18 protein-coding genes and 1 tRNA gene are annotated in these 14633 nt (G+C 40.5%); 7 read left to right on the top strand and 12 right to left on the bottom strand.

The genetic code is table 11. The annotated features are described in order from the left end of the window. Window positions 1-106: 106 nt before the first annotated feature. From B5X70_RS00580 to B5X70_RS00590, 3 genes are all read right to left on the bottom strand, one after another. Entirely contained in the window at window positions 107-553 is a 447-nt protein-coding gene (locus B5X70_RS00580; RefSeq protein ID WP_143255000.1) for a hypothetical protein, read from the bottom strand. A 103-nt stretch (window positions 554-656) separates the two neighbouring features. Next, window positions 657-1337 (bottom strand): hypothetical protein, encoded by a 681-nt coding sequence (locus B5X70_RS00585; RefSeq protein WP_157666480.1) that lies wholly within the window; start codon window positions 1335-1337, stop codon window positions 657-659. Between the two features lie 269 nt (window positions 1338-1606). Then, window positions 1607-2224, bottom strand: coding sequence for a porin family protein (locus B5X70_RS00590; protein ID WP_079555915.1), 618 nt, complete (start codon window positions 2222-2224; stop codon window positions 1607-1609). Window positions 2225-2646: 422 nt separating this feature from the next. On the opposite strand from B5X70_RS00590, the gene rplU reads away from it, so the two are divergent. The 5 genes from rplU to ruvC all read left to right on the top strand — a co-directional run bounded on the left by rplU (window position 2647) and on the right by ruvC (window position 5498). Continuing rightward, complete coding sequence (rplU, locus tag B5X70_RS00595) at window positions 2647-2964, top strand: 50S ribosomal protein L21 (protein ID WP_232468419.1); 318 nt, start codon at window positions 2647-2649, stop codon at window positions 2962-2964. An 18-nt stretch (window positions 2965-2982) separates the two neighbouring features. After that, a complete protein-coding gene (gene rpmA / locus B5X70_RS00600; RefSeq protein ID WP_079555917.1) occupies window positions 2983-3246 on the top strand; it encodes a 50S ribosomal protein L27 in 264 nt (87 codons plus the stop codon). 99 nt (window positions 3247-3345) lie between these two features. Next, on the top strand, window positions 3346-4617 hold the full coding sequence (serS, locus tag B5X70_RS00605) for a serine--tRNA ligase (RefSeq protein WP_079555918.1): 1272 nt from the start codon (window positions 3346-3348) through the stop codon (window positions 4615-4617). A 3-nt stretch (window positions 4618-4620) separates the two neighbouring features. After that, entirely contained in the window at window positions 4621-4932 is a 312-nt protein-coding gene (locus B5X70_RS00610) for a DUF4286 family protein (RefSeq protein ID WP_079555919.1), read from the top strand. Continuing rightward, window positions 4929-5498 carry a crossover junction endodeoxyribonuclease RuvC gene (gene ruvC / locus B5X70_RS00615; RefSeq protein WP_079555920.1) on the top strand — a complete coding sequence of 190 codons (570 nt, stop codon included), beginning with the start codon at window positions 4929-4931 and terminating at the stop codon, window positions 5496-5498. Before B5X70_RS00610 ends, ruvC begins: the two co-directional genes overlap by 4 nt. Before the next feature lie 60 nt (window positions 5499-5558). Here the strand turns inward: ruvC and B5X70_RS00620 are convergent, their stop codons facing one another. The 3 genes from B5X70_RS00620 to B5X70_RS00630 all read right to left on the bottom strand — a co-directional run bounded on the left by B5X70_RS00620 (window position 5559) and on the right by B5X70_RS00630 (window position 7088). Continuing rightward, on the bottom strand, window positions 5559-5954 hold the full coding sequence (locus B5X70_RS00620) for an HIT family protein (protein WP_079555921.1): 396 nt from the start codon (window positions 5952-5954) through the stop codon (window positions 5559-5561). A 24-nt stretch (window positions 5955-5978) separates the two neighbouring features. Continuing rightward, the gene (gene greA / locus B5X70_RS00625) at window positions 5979-6452 is read right to left on the bottom strand and encodes a transcription elongation factor GreA (RefSeq protein WP_079555922.1); all 474 of its coding nucleotides are present in this window, start codon (window positions 6450-6452) and stop codon (window positions 5979-5981) included. A 156-nt stretch (window positions 6453-6608) separates the two neighbouring features. Continuing rightward, window positions 6609-7088 carry a hypothetical protein gene (locus B5X70_RS00630; RefSeq protein ID WP_079555923.1) on the bottom strand — a complete coding sequence of 160 codons (480 nt, stop codon included), beginning with the start codon at window positions 7086-7088 and terminating at the stop codon, window positions 6609-6611. A gap of 143 nt (window positions 7089-7231) precedes the next feature. Here B5X70_RS00630 and B5X70_RS00635 point away from each other — a divergent pair, with 143 nt between their 5' ends. Then, the gene (locus tag B5X70_RS00635) at window positions 7232-7690 is read left to right on the top strand and encodes a Rieske (2Fe-2S) protein (protein ID WP_079555924.1); all 459 of its coding nucleotides are present in this window, start codon (window positions 7232-7234) and stop codon (window positions 7688-7690) included. A 42-nt stretch (window positions 7691-7732) separates the two neighbouring features. Here B5X70_RS00635 and ahcY read toward each other — a convergent pair whose 3' ends face one another. The 6 genes from ahcY to B5X70_RS00665 all read right to left on the bottom strand — a co-directional run bounded on the left by ahcY (window position 7733) and on the right by B5X70_RS00665 (window position 13436). Continuing rightward, window positions 7733-9145 carry an adenosylhomocysteinase gene (gene ahcY, locus B5X70_RS00640; protein WP_079555925.1) on the bottom strand — a complete coding sequence of 471 codons (1413 nt, stop codon included), beginning with the start codon at window positions 9143-9145 and terminating at the stop codon, window positions 7733-7735. Window positions 9146-9182: 37 nt separating this feature from the next. Then, the gene (locus B5X70_RS00645; RefSeq protein ID WP_079555926.1) at window positions 9183-10133 is read right to left on the bottom strand and encodes a bifunctional riboflavin kinase/FAD synthetase; all 951 of its coding nucleotides are present in this window, start codon (window positions 10131-10133) and stop codon (window positions 9183-9185) included. Between the two features lie 19 nt (window positions 10134-10152). Then, window positions 10153-10494, bottom strand: a complete 342-nt coding sequence (gene arsC, locus B5X70_RS00650) for an arsenate reductase (glutaredoxin) (protein WP_079555927.1) — start codon at window positions 10492-10494, stop codon at window positions 10153-10155. A 3-nt stretch (window positions 10495-10497) separates the two neighbouring features. After that, window positions 10498-11605 (bottom strand): peptide chain release factor 2 gene (prfB, locus tag B5X70_RS00655; protein ID WP_143255002.1). Its coding sequence is split into 2 segments (ribosomal slippage): window positions 10498-11541 and window positions 11543-11605, totalling 1107 coding nucleotides; the frame shifts between segments, so codons are not numbered across the junction. Window positions 11606-11659: 54 nt separating this feature from the next. Next, a complete protein-coding gene (locus tag B5X70_RS00660) occupies window positions 11660-13189 on the bottom strand; it encodes a tetratricopeptide repeat protein (RefSeq protein ID WP_079555929.1) in 1530 nt (509 codons plus the stop codon). 171 nt (window positions 13190-13360) lie between these two features. Continuing rightward, window positions 13361-13436 (bottom strand) — tRNA-His (locus B5X70_RS00665). A gap of 238 nt (window positions 13437-13674) precedes the next feature. On the opposite strand from B5X70_RS00665, the gene B5X70_RS00670 reads away from it, so the two are divergent. Continuing rightward, on the top strand, window positions 13675-14355 hold the full coding sequence (locus B5X70_RS00670) for a DNA alkylation repair protein (RefSeq protein WP_079555930.1): 681 nt from the start codon (window positions 13675-13677) through the stop codon (window positions 14353-14355). The last annotated feature ends 278 nt before the right edge of the window (window positions 14356-14633 follow it).

The following is a 14633-nucleotide window of genomic DNA, read 5'->3' on the forward strand; positions in this document are numbered from 1 at the left end:
AGATGTGCATTTTCGACCTATTTATACGCTCCATTGGCAGGAAAAAAGGAATCTCTGCACTTATTAAAGGGCAGAGATTCATTTAAACCAAATTCTTTTTTGATGCTTATTTAAACAGATACAGTGTTCTGGTTTGAGCATCCGGCACACCTATAATATTGTTAATATAGTCGTTACTCTCGGTATAACTTCCTCTCCGGATAAGACCTTCACCTTTTGGCATACAAGCATCCCAGGAGCCGGAAGCAACACAGTCGCTCCAGTTGGTAATTTTAACAATGGTATGCTGTCCAACAATAATGAGAGCATTGGCATAATCCATTCCTTTTGTAAAGGCCTCCGAAATATTCTCCTTCGTTAATTCAATGGTTGTTTCAGCCTGCTGTGCTGCCAGTTGACTGATGACAGGGACTGTTGTGTTTTCAGTAATAGATGCTTCGCTTAAATCAAGCACCCCATCGAGAAGCGCAGTTAGCTTTTCTGCATCATTTTGGGCGCTCATGTTAGTAATAGCAAAAACTACAACCACCAGTAAAGAAATCATTTTTTTCATGGTTAAGATATTTAATTGTTTACAATTCATAAAAGTAACATAATATTTAAAATATATGATGATTATAAACTCTAGAGTGATAAACCTCTCCGGGATATTCATGCTACATAGAAATTATAATCATTGTTTTATAGGCTTTCTCTGATATTTCGTCCAAACACTTAATCCACATTTTAACAGCCTCCTCATTTGATCTGATCTCCATCCCTCTTGACATGTCATCCTTCATCTTTTGAGCCAATTCCAAACCTTCAGCAACACGTCCGGATGACATTAATGCCTCAATCTGTCTCATTATTTCGTCCTGATTAACCGGTTCAGTCCATCCCAAACCTGTTTTTTTCTCGTATTTCCTGAATATGATTCGATCTTCAGGTGTTAAAACACCCTTATCATCCGGTTTGTATGCATAGTAACAGTTTTTCAAAAAGCTGTATTCCTCTTTAATTTCCATCAACTGATCATTCGTGATTATTCCTTGCACTTCAAAACCTTTTAGCCTGTTAAATATGTCACCTGTAACAGTTGATCTGCCTCTGCCGGAAGAAATTGAGACACCTAAATCGTCAGGGAGGCTTCTTTTATACATAAAGAATGCAAAATTACCAGACGAAGCATCACCGTCTTCGGTTCGTGGAGATCCAGCCTCTTTTGAGTAAAAAGATTTAACTGTTTCGTAAGAGTCTTTTGAGAGTAAAGTGTTTTCCTGTTCGGGATACATCAAAACAGCGTCCGGGTATGGGGTTGGCTGTTTTTGACTGCTCGCGACTGTGGCGATCGACATAATTAGAACGATCAGACTGAGGATTCGGATTAGCATAATTTTGTTTTTTAGGTTTAATAGCAATGACCTCATTACAATTTACGACCAAATGACTCATAAGGCAAAATTATTATTGCTACTAAAAAACAGCCTTTAATATCCTCGTTTATCTGGTATATGTTCAGTCCCCAAGTGTTTTATCGAATTAAACAATTACCACTTGAGCAAAACCAGGACTCCTCCTGGTTTTATCTAACCTCTGACTACATAGAAATGACTAATCGGTCACGCTATAATTTAATGGCAATAAAAAGCTGACCATAAGAATGCTTGCTATCCCCTAATAGAGATCGACTAACATTGCTGTCTGCCAACTCCTGCAGGCCAATATTGTAGCGTGCTCCTGCCTCAATATTTCCAAAATTCAGCGCGAATCCTGCCGCCAATCCATAATCCATCGTTTTAAAATGGTCTCTATCTAGACTCTCTTCGCCTTCAATGGCTCCCGAATATTTTATATTACTGTTCAGCATAAATCCAATATACGGTCCGGCATGAATTTCCAAAATTTCAATTGGTTTCAGTACCGCCAGAATGGGAATGTCAATGTAGTTGATGTTGAAGTTTACTGTTTGATTGACGAACCCATCGTACCTGCCTTCTGTCCCTTTTGTGGTAAACAAAAACTCAGGTTGGAGTCCAATCGTTTCACCAAGCAGAATCTGACTAAAGAAACCAAGGTGAAGACCAACCCGTGAATTTTCATCGTTGAGTTCATCGCGGTCGATGTAAAGATTGCTTAGAGTAAAACCTCCTTTAATTCCGGTATTTACTTCCTGTGCCTGAACAAAAGAAGGGGATACTAACATAGTAATAATGGCGAGTAATATAATTCCTGCGTTTTTCATGACGTAAATGTTTTAAGTTAAACATTAAAGAATTACTGATTAGGTAAGAAAACAGCGTGCCAAAAAGTAGAATAGAAATTTCCACATAGATGCTACAGCTCTTTATATGTGGTAGTAAATGTGATTAATCCTATGGAAAGACCTTTTTTTAGACTAAGTTAAAATTGTGGAGGATCCTCCACAATTTCTTGCCGATTCCCCAATATTGAAACATTATTCCGGATGCGAGGAATTCTTTAATTTTATCCTCCAACAAAAGGAATCATATAAAAGCATTTGATTTTTATAAAATATCTCTGATAATTTGTTTGTTAACACAATAAATTTGTCTAATTTTGCAGTCCGAATCAATTTCGCGGGGTTAGAAGAGGCAATCAGTGAGTGAATTTGTCCACCTCCGGAAAGTAACAGAAAAATAATGAATGATGTACGCAATTGTAACTATTGCAGGTCAGCAATTTAAAGTAGAAAAAGACCGAAAGGTATTTGTACACCGTTTGAGTGCTGATGAAGGTGCTTCGGTTGAGTTTGATGAAGTTCTTTTAGTTGAAGACGAAAGCGGCGTAAAAATTGGCGCCCCTGTTGTTGAAGGAGCAAAAGTAACTGCTAAAGTTCTTTCTCACCTTAAAGGCGATAAAGTTATCGTATTTAAGAAAAAGAGACGTAAAGGGTACAAGAAGAAAAACGGTCACCGTCAGTACCTGAGTCAAATTCAGATTGAAGACATCCAGATTGGTTAATTAAAAAATTAATGTGATATGGCACATAAGAAAGGAGTAGGTAGTTCCAAGAACGGTCGCGAATCAGAAAGCAAGCGACTGGGTGTAAAAATCTTTGGCGGACAATTCGCCAAAGCCGGGAGCATCATCGTACGTCAGCGTGGTACCAAGCACCACCCCGGCGATAACGTAGGAATTGGTAAGGACGATACTTTGTTTGCCCTTGTTGAGGGGAACGTAGTTTTCCGTAAAAGAAAAGACAATCGTTCTTTTGTATCCGTTGAGCCTGTTGCTGCCGAATAAGTAACAACAGAAAAAACTTAAAATGTCTCCTGTTTTTGTTACTTTCGTAACAGATACAGGAGATTTTTATTTTGTCGCATCTTATACAGATATAACTTTATGCTTACGCTGAAACAAATTCAGGACAACAAACAGGAAGTCATAGAGCGCTTAAAGATTAAAAACTTTGACGCCGTCAATATTGTTGATCAAATCATCGAACTTGACAACAAACGCAAGTCAACCCAGACTGAGGCCGACAACCTTCAGGCCGAAATGAACCGGTTGTCAAAATCCATCGGACAACTTTTTAAAGAGGGAAAGGCGGAAGAGGCCAATCAGGCCAAAGAGACAACTGCCGGATTAAAAGAGCAGATTAAAAACCTGACAACTCAGCAAGATTCCATCGAAACAGAGTTGCAAAACCTGGTTGTGCAGTTGCCCAACCTTCCCCATCCATCTGTTCCGGCGGGAAAAAGCGCCGATGATAACATCAAAGTGCGCGAAGGTGGTCTCATACCTCAATTGACAGAAGCTCTGCCACATTGGGAGCTGGCAAAAAAGTTCAATCTGATTGATTTTGAACTGGGTGTAAAGCTTACCGGAGCCGGTTTTCCTGTTTACAAAGGTCATGGAGCACGTTTACAACGTGCACTCATAGCTTTTTTCCTGGATGAAGCCATTGCAGCAGGTTACGAAGAGGTGATGCCTCCACTGATGGTGAATGAAGATTCAGGCTTCGGTACCGGTCAGCTTCCCGATAAGGAGGGACAGATGTACCATGTTACAGCCGATAATTTATATCTCATTCCTACGGCAGAAGTTCCCGTGACCAATATTTACAGGGATGTAATTTTAGATGGCAATCAATTGCCGGTACGTAACTGTGCCTATTCAGCCTGTTTTCGTCGCGAAGCCGGTTCATACGGTAAGGATGTTCGCGGTTTGAACCGCTTACATCAGTTCGATAAGGTGGAGATTGTGCAGGTGGCTCATCCCGAAAAATCATACGTTGTTTTAGATGAAATGGTGAACCACGTGCAGAGTCTGGTTGAAAAACTCGGCTTACCATGGCGCATCATGCGCCTGTGTGGTGGCGATATGAGTTTTGCATCGGCACTAACCTTCGACTTTGAAGTATATTCAGGTGCTCAGGAGCGATGGCTTGAAGTGAGTTCAGTCAGCAACTTTGAAACTTTCCAGAGTAATCGTTTGAAACTCCGTTTTCGTGAGGAGGGTGAAAAAAAGACCCAATTGGCGCATACACTTAACGGCAGTGCCCTGGCTTTGCCAAGAATTTTAGCCGCCATACTGGAAAACAACCAATTTGAGGGAGGTATTAAAATTCCTGATGTTTTGGTGCCATATTGTGGATTTGATGTAATTGCTTAAGGGATGTCTGTACTGATTTTCAATACATCCTTTTATGTACCCGTCACATTTGCTGATGTTTGGGAGGAGTGGATTAAAACCCGATTATTACCAAATGTTGAGGCTTCGTTGCCTCAACTCGTTGTTGAGGTTTTCGAGGTGGTTTCACAAACAGGCGGCGAACATCTGATTTACTCAGTACAATGGCGATGTAACAACAGTGAAGAGATTGGCCAACTTGATGACCTGTTGGCACCTGAACTTCAATCGCTGGTGGCTCAATTTGGCGACAAAATTACGCATTTTAGTTCCGTTATGAAGAGAACCATGGGATGACCAAAAAAGCAGGGGAGAAAATCATTCTTGGCATTGACCCCGGAACCACAGTTATGGGGTACGGGGTATTGTTGATAAAAGGCAATCAGCCTTCTATGGTTGCTATGGGGGTGTTGGAACTGAATAAACTGGAAGACCACTATCTCAGGCTTAAACGGATCTTTGAGCGCGTTGTTCAGCTCATAGACACTTATCACCCAGATGAATTGGCCATTGAGGCTCCTTTTTTTGGTAAAAATGTGCAATCGATGCTAAAGCTGGGGCGGGCACAGGGAGTCGCTATGGCTGCAGCGCTTTCCCGTTCAATACCTATTTTTGAATATGCTCCGCTTAGAATAAAACAAGCCATCACCGGGAGAGGTAATGCATCAAAAGAGCAGGTGGCCCTGTTCCTAAAGCAATACCTGAAACTTCATGATGATCAGGATCAGAAGTATCTGGATGCTACAGATGGATTAGCCGCAGCTGTTTGTCATTTTTTTCAGATGCGATCACCAATACCTTCTTCAGGGGCTAAAAGTTGGAAAGAATTCATCAATAAAAATCCCGGAAGGGTTAAACGATAATAAAAAAGCAGGTATAACAAAGTTATACCTGCTTTTTTGTTAAACCGCGAGGCTTCACACTTAGTTGATATTTTCTTTTATGGCCGCTGCAATTTGCTCCATCTCTTCATTGCTTAATTTTAGCTTAGGCTTTGAAAAGCTTAAATCTGCAACAGTTTGTAGCGGAACCAAATGAACATGCGCATGGGGAACTTCCAACCCTATTACCGCAATGCCAATTCGTTTGCACTCTATCGATTTTTCAATGGCTTTGGCTACCTTTTTAGAAAATACAATCATCCCTTGTAATAGATCATCTTCAAGGTCGAAAATATAATCTACCTCCTTTTTAGGCACTACCAGGGTATGGCCTTTAGCCAACGGTGTAATGTCCAGAAATGCCACATAGCGCTCATCTTCTGCTATCTTGAAAGATGGAATTTCGCCATTGATTATTTTTGTGAATATTGATGCCATACTATCAGAGTGTTTTTTGTCAATTTACAAAGAAATCTCTAATATTTCAAAAGGCATAATGCCTGAGGGAACAGTGATATCTACTTTCTCGCCCACTTTTTTTCCCAATAGGCCTTTTGCAATTGGAGTGGATATGGAAATCTTTCCGGCTTTAAGATCTGCTTCACTTTCTGAAACAATGGTATAGGTCATTACAGCATCGTTTTTCAGATTTTTAATCTTGACCTTATTCATAATCTGCACCTTCGATGTATCCAGTTTGGATTCATCAATGAGACGACTGCCTGCAATGGTCTCTTTTAATTTGGCAATTTTCATCTCCAATAGCCCTTGGGCTTCTTTGGCAGCATCGTATTCAGCATTTTCCGACAAATCGCCTTTATCTCTTGCTTCAGCGATTTGCTTGGATATTTTGGGTCTTTCAATTGATTCCAATTGAACCAACTCTTCACGTAATCTTTTAAGACCCTCCTCCGTGATGTAACTCACTTTTGACATGGTTGTTTCCTCCTTATGTTTTTTAATAATTTAATGTCTTTATAAAAAAAATGAAAGAATCCCGAACTCTTATCCGGGACTCTTTGCTATGTAATAGCAATGATTTCTTAAATTAAATGATTGTTGTTGGTTAGTTAGCTTAGCCGATTGACCTTTTTAGATGGTTGGTCTTTTTATGATTTCAGAATAGATGATGGCTTTTTTCAAATCAAATTCTTCATCATCCCAGTAAGAGGTTTCGTCAATCGCTTTTTCCTTAGTGGCTAAACTCATTTGGGAAATCTTCTGCTTGATACGGCTGACCCGCTCCGGTTTTTTGATTCTTTCCCTTTTTTGAATACTTTGATAAACCGGCTTTTTGTATTCCAGCTTTTGCGGTTTTAACTTTTCAGCCTGCATGGTGGCGTATTCAGTTTCCGGTGTTTTTTTCCCTATAGCCGGAACTTTCTCTTCCTCATCTGCATCTCCAAAAAGATCTTTAAATGTAGGAAAAGCCTCACCCGGGCTCTCACCAACTTCGTGTTCGGGCATAAAATCCCCATCTTGCCCGGCTGATTTTGATTTTTTGTATAAACTAAAAATCAAAGCTCCGAGCATTAAAAGGATGTATACTATGTCACCTAACGCGTCGCCCATGTCTGAAAAATAATAGCTAAATTAGCCCGAACAAAACAATTTACCAAATAAAGCGCACTTAAATTTGCTAAAACATCTGTTTTAGACATTTAAACATGCATATTTGTGGTTTAATTTTTGTCGCAACTATTTAAAATAACTTAATGATACGATTTATATTTTTTTTGGTTACAGTTTTTGTTTTTTTGGGTTGCAAAACCGAAAAAGATCCTGTGCCAAATGTTCGGTTTAGCATTACTATTGATGTGGGAATGCCTGATTTTATGGACGAAATTTTCTATATCCCGCTTCATTATAGAAGCGGATATAGTGACGATTTCGGACGACCAGGTATTTCAGGTCTAATTATTTTCCGAACCGGTACTGATTTCATTGCCTATGAACGTTATTGCCCTTTCAGCAACGAGACCAGGTGTGCAGTAATTCTGGATGAAACTCAGTTTTATGGAATCTGCCCCTGTTGCGATTCGGAATTTTTACTCAACACATTCGAACCTTATCCGGCACGTGCTCCCGCCATTTCAGGCCCTGCGAGTGACGGCCCGGGACTTAAATCTTATCGAACCCAACGAAGCGGGAATCTTTTGAGGGTTTACAATTAAATAAAAAATGCTGCCTTTGGCAGCATTTTTTATGATTCCTTTTTAATATCTGTAATGATCAGGTTTAAATGGCCCCTCTAATGGCACGCCAATATAGCTGGCCTGTTCTTTCGAGAGTTTTGTAAGTTTAACTCCCAGTTTCGATAGGTGTAAACGCGCCACCTCTTCGTCCAGGTGCTTCGGGAGAGTGTAAACACCCAGTTCATACTTACTCTTCCAGAGCTCAAGTTGCGCCAGTGTTTGGTTGGTAAAGGAGTTACTCATAACAAAACTTGGGTGTCCTGTGGCGTTTCCAAGATTAACCAAACGACCCCGTGAGAGAAGAATGATGCAATGCCCATCGGGGAAAATAAACTGATCTACCTGTGGTTTGATGTTGATCTCTTTAATGCCTGGTAGTTTTTCCAGTTTCTCCACCTGAATCTCATTATCAAAATGACCAATGTTGCAAACAATGGCTGTATCTTTCATTTTCTGCATATGCTCAACGGTAATAACGTCTCTGTTTCCGGTTGCCGTAACAAAAATATCAGCTTCTTCAAGACTCTCTTCTACCGTTGTTACTTTATACCCTTCCATGGCTGCCTGAAGTGCACAAATGGGGTCGATTTCAGTTACCAACACCCTGGCTCCAAACCCGCGCATACTTTGCGCGCACCCTTTTCCAACATCACCATACCCACAAACCACTACCGTTTTACCGGCCACCATCACATCGGTTCCACGCTTAATTCCGTCGGCCAAACTTTCACGGCATCCATAAAGGTTATCAAATTTTGATTTCGTTACCGAATCATTCACATTGATGGCAGGAAAAAGAAGCTCTCCTTTTTCCAGCATCTGATATAAACGAAGTACTCCGGTAGTAGTCTCTTCACTTACGCCTTTAACACCGGCAGCAACTTTTTGCCAACGGCCTGAATTCTGACCATGGAGTTTCGCTAAAATAGCCATCAACTCTCTGAAGTCTTCACCTTCACCGCTGTAATCTTTTTTAAGAATTGAAGGATCTTTCTCGGCATCTACACCTTTGTGTATCATCATGGTGGCATCGCCGCCATCATCAACAATCAGATCGGGCCCCGTTCCGTTTCCAAAATCAAGCGCTCTTTCAGTACACCACCAGTATTCTTCAAGGGTTTCACCTTTCCAGGCAAAAACAGGCACTCCGGATTCAGCAATGGCTGCCGCTGCATGATCCTGAGTGGAATAGATGTTGCAACTTGCCCAGCGTACAGATGCTCCAAGATGGGTGAGGGTTTCTATTAGAACAGCAGTTTGAACCGTCATGTGCAATGATCCCATGATCTTTGCACCTTTTAAAGGTTTTTCTGCTCCGTACTTTTCACGCAGGGACATTAATCCAGGCATCTCTTTTTCTGCAAGTGCAATCTCTTTTCTCCCAAATTCGGCCAATGAGAGGTCGGCTACTTTAAAATCCTGATTATTACTCATGGTTTCCTTTTTTATTTTATAATTTTTAGGTATCAGATTATGGTATAAAATTTAATCTGTGATCGGATAATATTTTTCTAATTTCAATTTCATCTTTCTGCAACTGAAGACGAAGTTCGTCAATGTTTGCAAATTTCATTTCATCGCGGGTTCTGGCAACAAACCTGAGAGAAATCTCCTCTGAGTAGATATCTCCCTGAAAATCTAAAATGTGAACTTCAATTGAGCGGTTATCCATTTGGTGATTAACCGTAGGACGAACACCAATATTTACCATTCCTCCGTATGATTTTCCCATTACCTGAACATTGCAGGCATACACCCCATCAAGAGGCACCAGCTTTGCTTTTTCTGAAAGCATAAGATTGGCTGTCGGATAATTAATGGATCTTCCCAATTTCATTCCACCGGTAACCTGCCCGTTGATGGTATATTGATATCCTAATAATATATTGGCTTCAATAACTTCACCCTTTAGCAGATGATCCCTTATTTTTGTGCTGCTTGGGAATTGACCATGGATATCTATGTGCCGAAATTGGCTCACATCAAAGCCATGGAGGTTTGATAATTTGATGATCTCTTTCAGAGAGGTGCCTCCCTTGCCAAACCGGTGGTTAAAACCGATCACCAGGTGTTTAACCCTGAGTTTATTAATGAGGATCGTTTTCACGAAATCTTTGGCCGCAAGTGCGGCCAACTCCTTAGTAAAAGGAACCACAATTAAATGATCAATTCCTGCTTCGCTGATGATTTTGGTTTTCTCTTCCAAAGTAGTCAGCAAGCGTAACTTTTCGGCATCCTGTGACAATACGATACGCGGGTGTGGCCAAAATGTTAAAGCCACCGACGGAGCTCCTTCGTTGCGAGCTAACTCACTTACCCGGTGTAATAATGCTCTGTGCCCGGGATGCACCCCATCAAAGGTGCCCATGGTTACAATGGGTGGCAGGTCATTGTATGTTTCTATGGAGGAGTGAATCTGCATTAATTTTTATTATCCTGTATTAAAGTATTTCTGAAATTTTCTCAACGGGACGTGCAATCACTGCTTTGTCTCCGTTTATAATCACTGGCCTTTCAAGTAATTTGGGATGAGTGAAAAGGATCTCTATCCACTCCTCATCTGTCAAATTCCGGTTTTTATAGTTTTGTTTATAAATCTCTTCATTTTTTCTAACCCAATCTTCGGGTTTAATGTTCATTTTTTTGATCAATTCCCTGATTTGATCTTTCGTGAGCGGATTATCCAGATATCTGATCTCTTCAGGTTCGATACCTTTTTCTATTAAAAAGCTCAGCCCTTCACGACTTTTTTTACATCTGGGATTATGTAGTATTTGTATCATGGTTTACTGTTTTTCAAACACATCTGATGCTCCGTGCTCCATTAGCCAGGATTTTATGAATCCATCAATATCACCATCCAGAACGGCCTGTACATTACTGGTTTCATATCCGGTGCGCACATCTTTTACCAGTTTGTATGGTTGCAATACATATGATCGAATCTGAGAACCCCACTCAATTTTTTTCTTTTGGGATTCAATTTTGTTCTGCTCTTCCAATCGTTTTCGTAACTCTATTTCGTAAAGCTGCGATTTCAGAAGACGAAGAGCATTTTCTTTATTCCCTAACTGGGAACGCGATTCGGTATTTTCAATAACAATGCCCGTTGGAGCATGTCGCAACCGGACTCCTGTTTCCACTTTGTTTACATTTTGTCCTCCAGCACCACTGGAACGAAAGGTTTCCCAGGTTATATCCGACTGGTTGATCTCAACCTCTATGGAATCATCAATGAGAGGAATTACAAATACCGATGTGAACGATGTCATTCTTTTATTGGCTGCATTAAAGGGGGATAATCTAACCAGCCGATGAACGCCGTTCTCACTTTTTAAATATCCGTATGCGTAATCGCCTTCAAACTGAATGGTAACGGTTTTTACACCTGCCTCATCGCCATGCAAAATGTGATTTACAGTTGTTTTATAACCGTTCTGTTCTCCCCATCGCATGTACATTCGCATGAGCATTTCAGCCCAATCCTGACTTTCAGTGCCTCCTGCGCCGGCATTAATTTTCAATATGGCTCCAAGTTTATCTTCCTCTTTTTGGAGCATGTTTTTCAGTTCGAGATCCTCTATATAACTTTTGGCAGTTTGAAAGGCTTTCTCCAAATCGCTTTCGTCGGCCTCTCCCTCTTTGAAAAAATCATTCAGAACCTGTAGGTCTTCGATGGCTGATTTTACTTTATCATATAACGTGACCCAGCTTTTGAGGTCTTTCAGCTTCCTCATCTGTTCTTCTGCATTTTTGGGGTTATCCCAAAAATCAGGTGCCTGGGTTCTGATCTCTTCTTCGTCTATTTCAATTATTTTACGGTCGATGTCAAAGATACCTCCTTAACGCCAACTCACGTCCACTTAAGTCTTTAATCTGTTCTGGTGTAACCATTGTTTTTCTTAGTTTAAACCTGCAAATTTACTAAATTATGTTGGGATTTCACCATTATCGTCCTGATGTATTCCGGCTTCGTCTAAGTTCTGAACAGTGTCTTGAAATCAGCCTGAAAGCCTGTGTGTTTCCCAACCGTCCTGCGGTATCCCAATCTTCGCAGGCTTGTTCTTTTAATCCTGTGTTATAATGTGCTATTCCACGGTTCATCAGAGCATGCACATCCTCGGGGTTGGTTCGCAAAGCTCGGTTAAAATCGTTGATGGCTTCCAGGTAGTCCATTTGGTTCAGCCTGATGTTTCCAATGAGGGTATAAACACCCGGGAGCTGGTGATTCAGTCTGGCTGCAAGCATAAAGTCATTAAGCGCACGTTCCTGGTCGGTAGCATGCTGCATCAGCAACCTGCCACGTTCGTAATATCCTGTTGCAAAAAGCGAGTCCTGCTCAATGGCCAGGGTGTAGCTGGCATAAGCTTCGCGAACTTGTCCATGCAATGCTTGTATTTGTCCTAGCATGAGCCATGCTTGTACAGGAGGTTTTTCCGATTCAACACAATTAACCAAGTGATCTAGAGCACTGCGATATTGTTTCTGGTTAATGTTGTTAATGGCATTGGCTAAGTGAGGAAGTGCCGAAGCAGGATTCAAACTGACAGATCTGTTGCAATCCTCTTCTCCTCCAATATGGTTGCCATATTGGTATCGACAGATAGCCCTGAGCGCGTATAATTCTGCTTTGTCTGGCATAACTCTGATTGATGAGGTGTATGTTCTTGCAGCATCCAGCCATAACTCCATCTCTTGCAATACTATGGCCTGAAACATCAAAGAAGTGGTCAGGCGGCTTTTGTGCATATGGCGCTTAAATTTGTCCCATGGAAGATTTATCGAAGTCCATTGCTCATCGTGAATGATGTGAGATGATATTAATATCCCCTGACTTCGTGTTGGAAGGTATCCGTAAATACCAATAAAATGGCCGTTTGAGTTGATGATTGGAGCTGCTCGGGAACTGTTTCCTCGGTTGATGGTTACAGTGGCAGAACGTCCCAGGAATCCTGAATGAAGAACCGATTGGATTTCGCCTAATGTGAAGGCTTCGTTTACATTTTCTGCATAAGTAAATGCCAGAATTTCAGATGGAGTTGAAAAACTTGTTCTCTCTGGTAAAAGATAATCGCTGTCGCGGTTGCGAATTCCGGCAACCTGGATGATGGCCAGATTTGACCATTCATGTATGGCCAAAACCCGGGAAATCGCAAGTCGTCTGTTTTGATGATCTGTAAAAATCAGCGTGTCGGCATTTTGAAACAATGCAGCACTGGTAATTGCCAAACCATCTGCACTGATAAAAAAGGCTCGCGCGGTGTCAATTGGGTGCAAATCCTTATCGCATGCGATAGCCGTAAAAGTGGCATTGGATGCGCGGTCTATCATATCAATTATGCTTTGCCCAAAAGCCTGACTATGGAAAAGCACAAAAAAAACGATGATGGTAATTTTATTCCGGACGTTTTGCATTAGTTCGGAACTATTTCTTGTGAATTGTATGTATGGTTTTGCCGATAGGTATAAGTATGCCATAAACCAATTGCTTTTATTTCAAAATTCAGGCAGATGTCTCTTTTAATCGCAACAAGTTATGGAAATTCAAAAAAAGATGCACTTTTTTTTGATGGAGGGGAGTAAAACGTAGATGGACAGAGTATTTAATAATGAAAAAACCCGGTAATTTTCATTACCGGGTTTACGAAAGGGTGAAAGACCGGGTTCGAACCGGCGACCTTCGGAACCACAATCCGACGCTCTAACCAACTGAGCTACAATCACCATTTTTTAGCACTGCAAATATAAAGGTTTTTCTTGTAATTTTGCAAGAGTAATTTTTAAAAAAAATAATATTTAAACCCTAATTTGGTATTTCTTTTTTTATGATGGTTATTTGTAGATGATTAAGTTTTTGAAAGAATATTATTTGAGCAAATTTTGCTCAAATAATAGTTGTGCTTCTTTCCCAAAAAGGCTTAACTACCGCTTAGGGAACCAAAAAATAAGTAAACTTTACACGAATGAAGTTTTTCGCGTTTGATGAGAATATTGACCGGCAGATGAAGATGATTCAGATCCGGATACGACAGTTGATGAATGGTGAGGTAGCTGGTCAGTTAGCAACCGCAGGTCTTTCATATCAAAAAATGTATGGTGTTTCGCTGGTGCATTTGCGACAAATATCACAACAATACAAACCATGCAACGAATTGGCGGAAAGACTGTGGTATCGCAATATTCGGGAAATGATGATTCTTGCCACCATGGTGGCACAACGAGATGAATTATCTGATGAAAAGCTAAACGAGTGGTCAGAATCAATTACCAACATTGAATTGGCAGAACAAATGGCATTTAACCTTCTTGGTAAAAGGGGAAATTCTGACGGTGTTTTGGAGAAATGGTTGTTAAGTCCAAAGTTATATGTTAGGTATACTGCGTTAATGGCCATTGGCTGGCAGTTCAGGTTTGTTGGCCCTGTGTTAAGCAACCTGGTCGGTAATCAGATAGATACCCTCGATGCCATGGGACACGATAAGAGAATTGTTAAAGCTGTTGCCCATTGCCTGAAAATGGCCGGACGATTCAATACGGAGTTAAAAACTCCTGTTGAAAAACTGGCTCGTGATTGGGTTCAAAAATCTGAAGTACATCTAAAAGCTGCCGGAGAAGAGATGTTGTTTGAGCTGGGGAGTTATTAATCTTGATATTGAATTGCGTTAACTGTTAAAATTCCTACCCTGTTTTAGTTGAAATAATTCCAGAGATAACTATTTTTGGATGTGTAAATTGGTATGCAACAAATATTTTTAGCGGATACTTCACCGTTTTCCGGTAAAGTAACTAGAATTGGTCAAATTTTAATAATAAATTATATAATAATAGATTGTTAGACCGATAGACAAAACTCTAATCCCGAACCATCGGGACAGAAATTTCTAATTATCTTTTTTATCAATTCTATCTGTCTATAATCTAT

Source organism: Alkalitalea saponilacus (assembly GCF_900168165.1).
Taxonomy (GTDB): Bacteria; Bacteroidota; Bacteroidia; order Bacteroidales; family Marinilabiliaceae; genus Natronoflexus; species Natronoflexus saponilacus.

What these genes read in the sequence shown, in the direction of transcription:
- arsC (WP_079555927.1), bottom strand. Translation starts at nt 10,494, where the DNA reads ATGATACAAATACTACATAATCCCAGATGTAAAAAAAGTCGTGAAGGG.
- B5X70_RS00580 (WP_143255000.1), bottom strand. Translation starts at nt 553, where the DNA reads ATGAAAAAAATGATTTCTTTACTGGTGGTTGTAGTTTTTGCTATTACT.
- B5X70_RS00670 (WP_079555930.1), top strand. Translation starts at nt 13,675, where the DNA reads ATGAAGTTTTTCGCGTTTGATGAGAATATTGACCGGCAGATGAAGATG.
- serS (WP_079555918.1), top strand. Translation starts at nt 3,346, where the DNA reads ATGCTTACGCTGAAACAAATTCAGGACAACAAACAGGAAGTCATAGAG.
- B5X70_RS00660 (WP_079555929.1), bottom strand. Translation starts at nt 13,189, where the DNA reads ATGGCATACTTATACCTATCGGCAAAACCATACATACAATTCACAAGA.
- B5X70_RS00610 (WP_079555919.1), top strand. Translation starts at nt 4,621, where the DNA reads ATGTCTGTACTGATTTTCAATACATCCTTTTATGTACCCGTCACATTT.
- ruvC (WP_079555920.1), top strand. Translation starts at nt 4,929, where the DNA reads ATGACCAAAAAAGCAGGGGAGAAAATCATTCTTGGCATTGACCCCGGA.
- B5X70_RS00645 (WP_079555926.1), bottom strand. Translation starts at nt 10,133, where the DNA reads ATGCAGATTCACTCCTCCATAGAAACATACAATGACCTGCCACCCATT.
- B5X70_RS00630 (WP_079555923.1), bottom strand. Translation starts at nt 7,088, where the DNA reads ATGGGCGACGCGTTAGGTGACATAGTATACATCCTTTTAATGCTCGGA.
- B5X70_RS00585 (WP_157666480.1), bottom strand. Translation starts at nt 1,337, where the DNA reads ATGTCGATCGCCACAGTCGCGAGCAGTCAAAAACAGCCAACCCCATAC.
- B5X70_RS00590 (WP_079555915.1), bottom strand. Translation starts at nt 2,224, where the DNA reads ATGAAAAACGCAGGAATTATATTACTCGCCATTATTACTATGTTAGTA.
- rplU (WP_232468419.1), top strand. Translation starts at nt 2,647, where the DNA reads ATGATGTACGCAATTGTAACTATTGCAGGTCAGCAATTTAAAGTAGAA.
- greA (WP_079555922.1), bottom strand. Translation starts at nt 6,452, where the DNA reads ATGTCAAAAGTGAGTTACATCACGGAGGAGGGTCTTAAAAGATTACGT.
- B5X70_RS00620 (WP_079555921.1), bottom strand. Translation starts at nt 5,954, where the DNA reads ATGGCATCAATATTCACAAAAATAATCAATGGCGAAATTCCATCTTTC.
- ahcY (WP_079555925.1), bottom strand. Translation starts at nt 9,145, where the DNA reads ATGAGTAATAATCAGGATTTTAAAGTAGCCGACCTCTCATTGGCCGAA.
- B5X70_RS00635 (WP_079555924.1), top strand. Translation starts at nt 7,232, where the DNA reads ATGATACGATTTATATTTTTTTTGGTTACAGTTTTTGTTTTTTTGGGT.
- rpmA (WP_079555917.1), top strand. Translation starts at nt 2,983, where the DNA reads ATGGCACATAAGAAAGGAGTAGGTAGTTCCAAGAACGGTCGCGAATCA.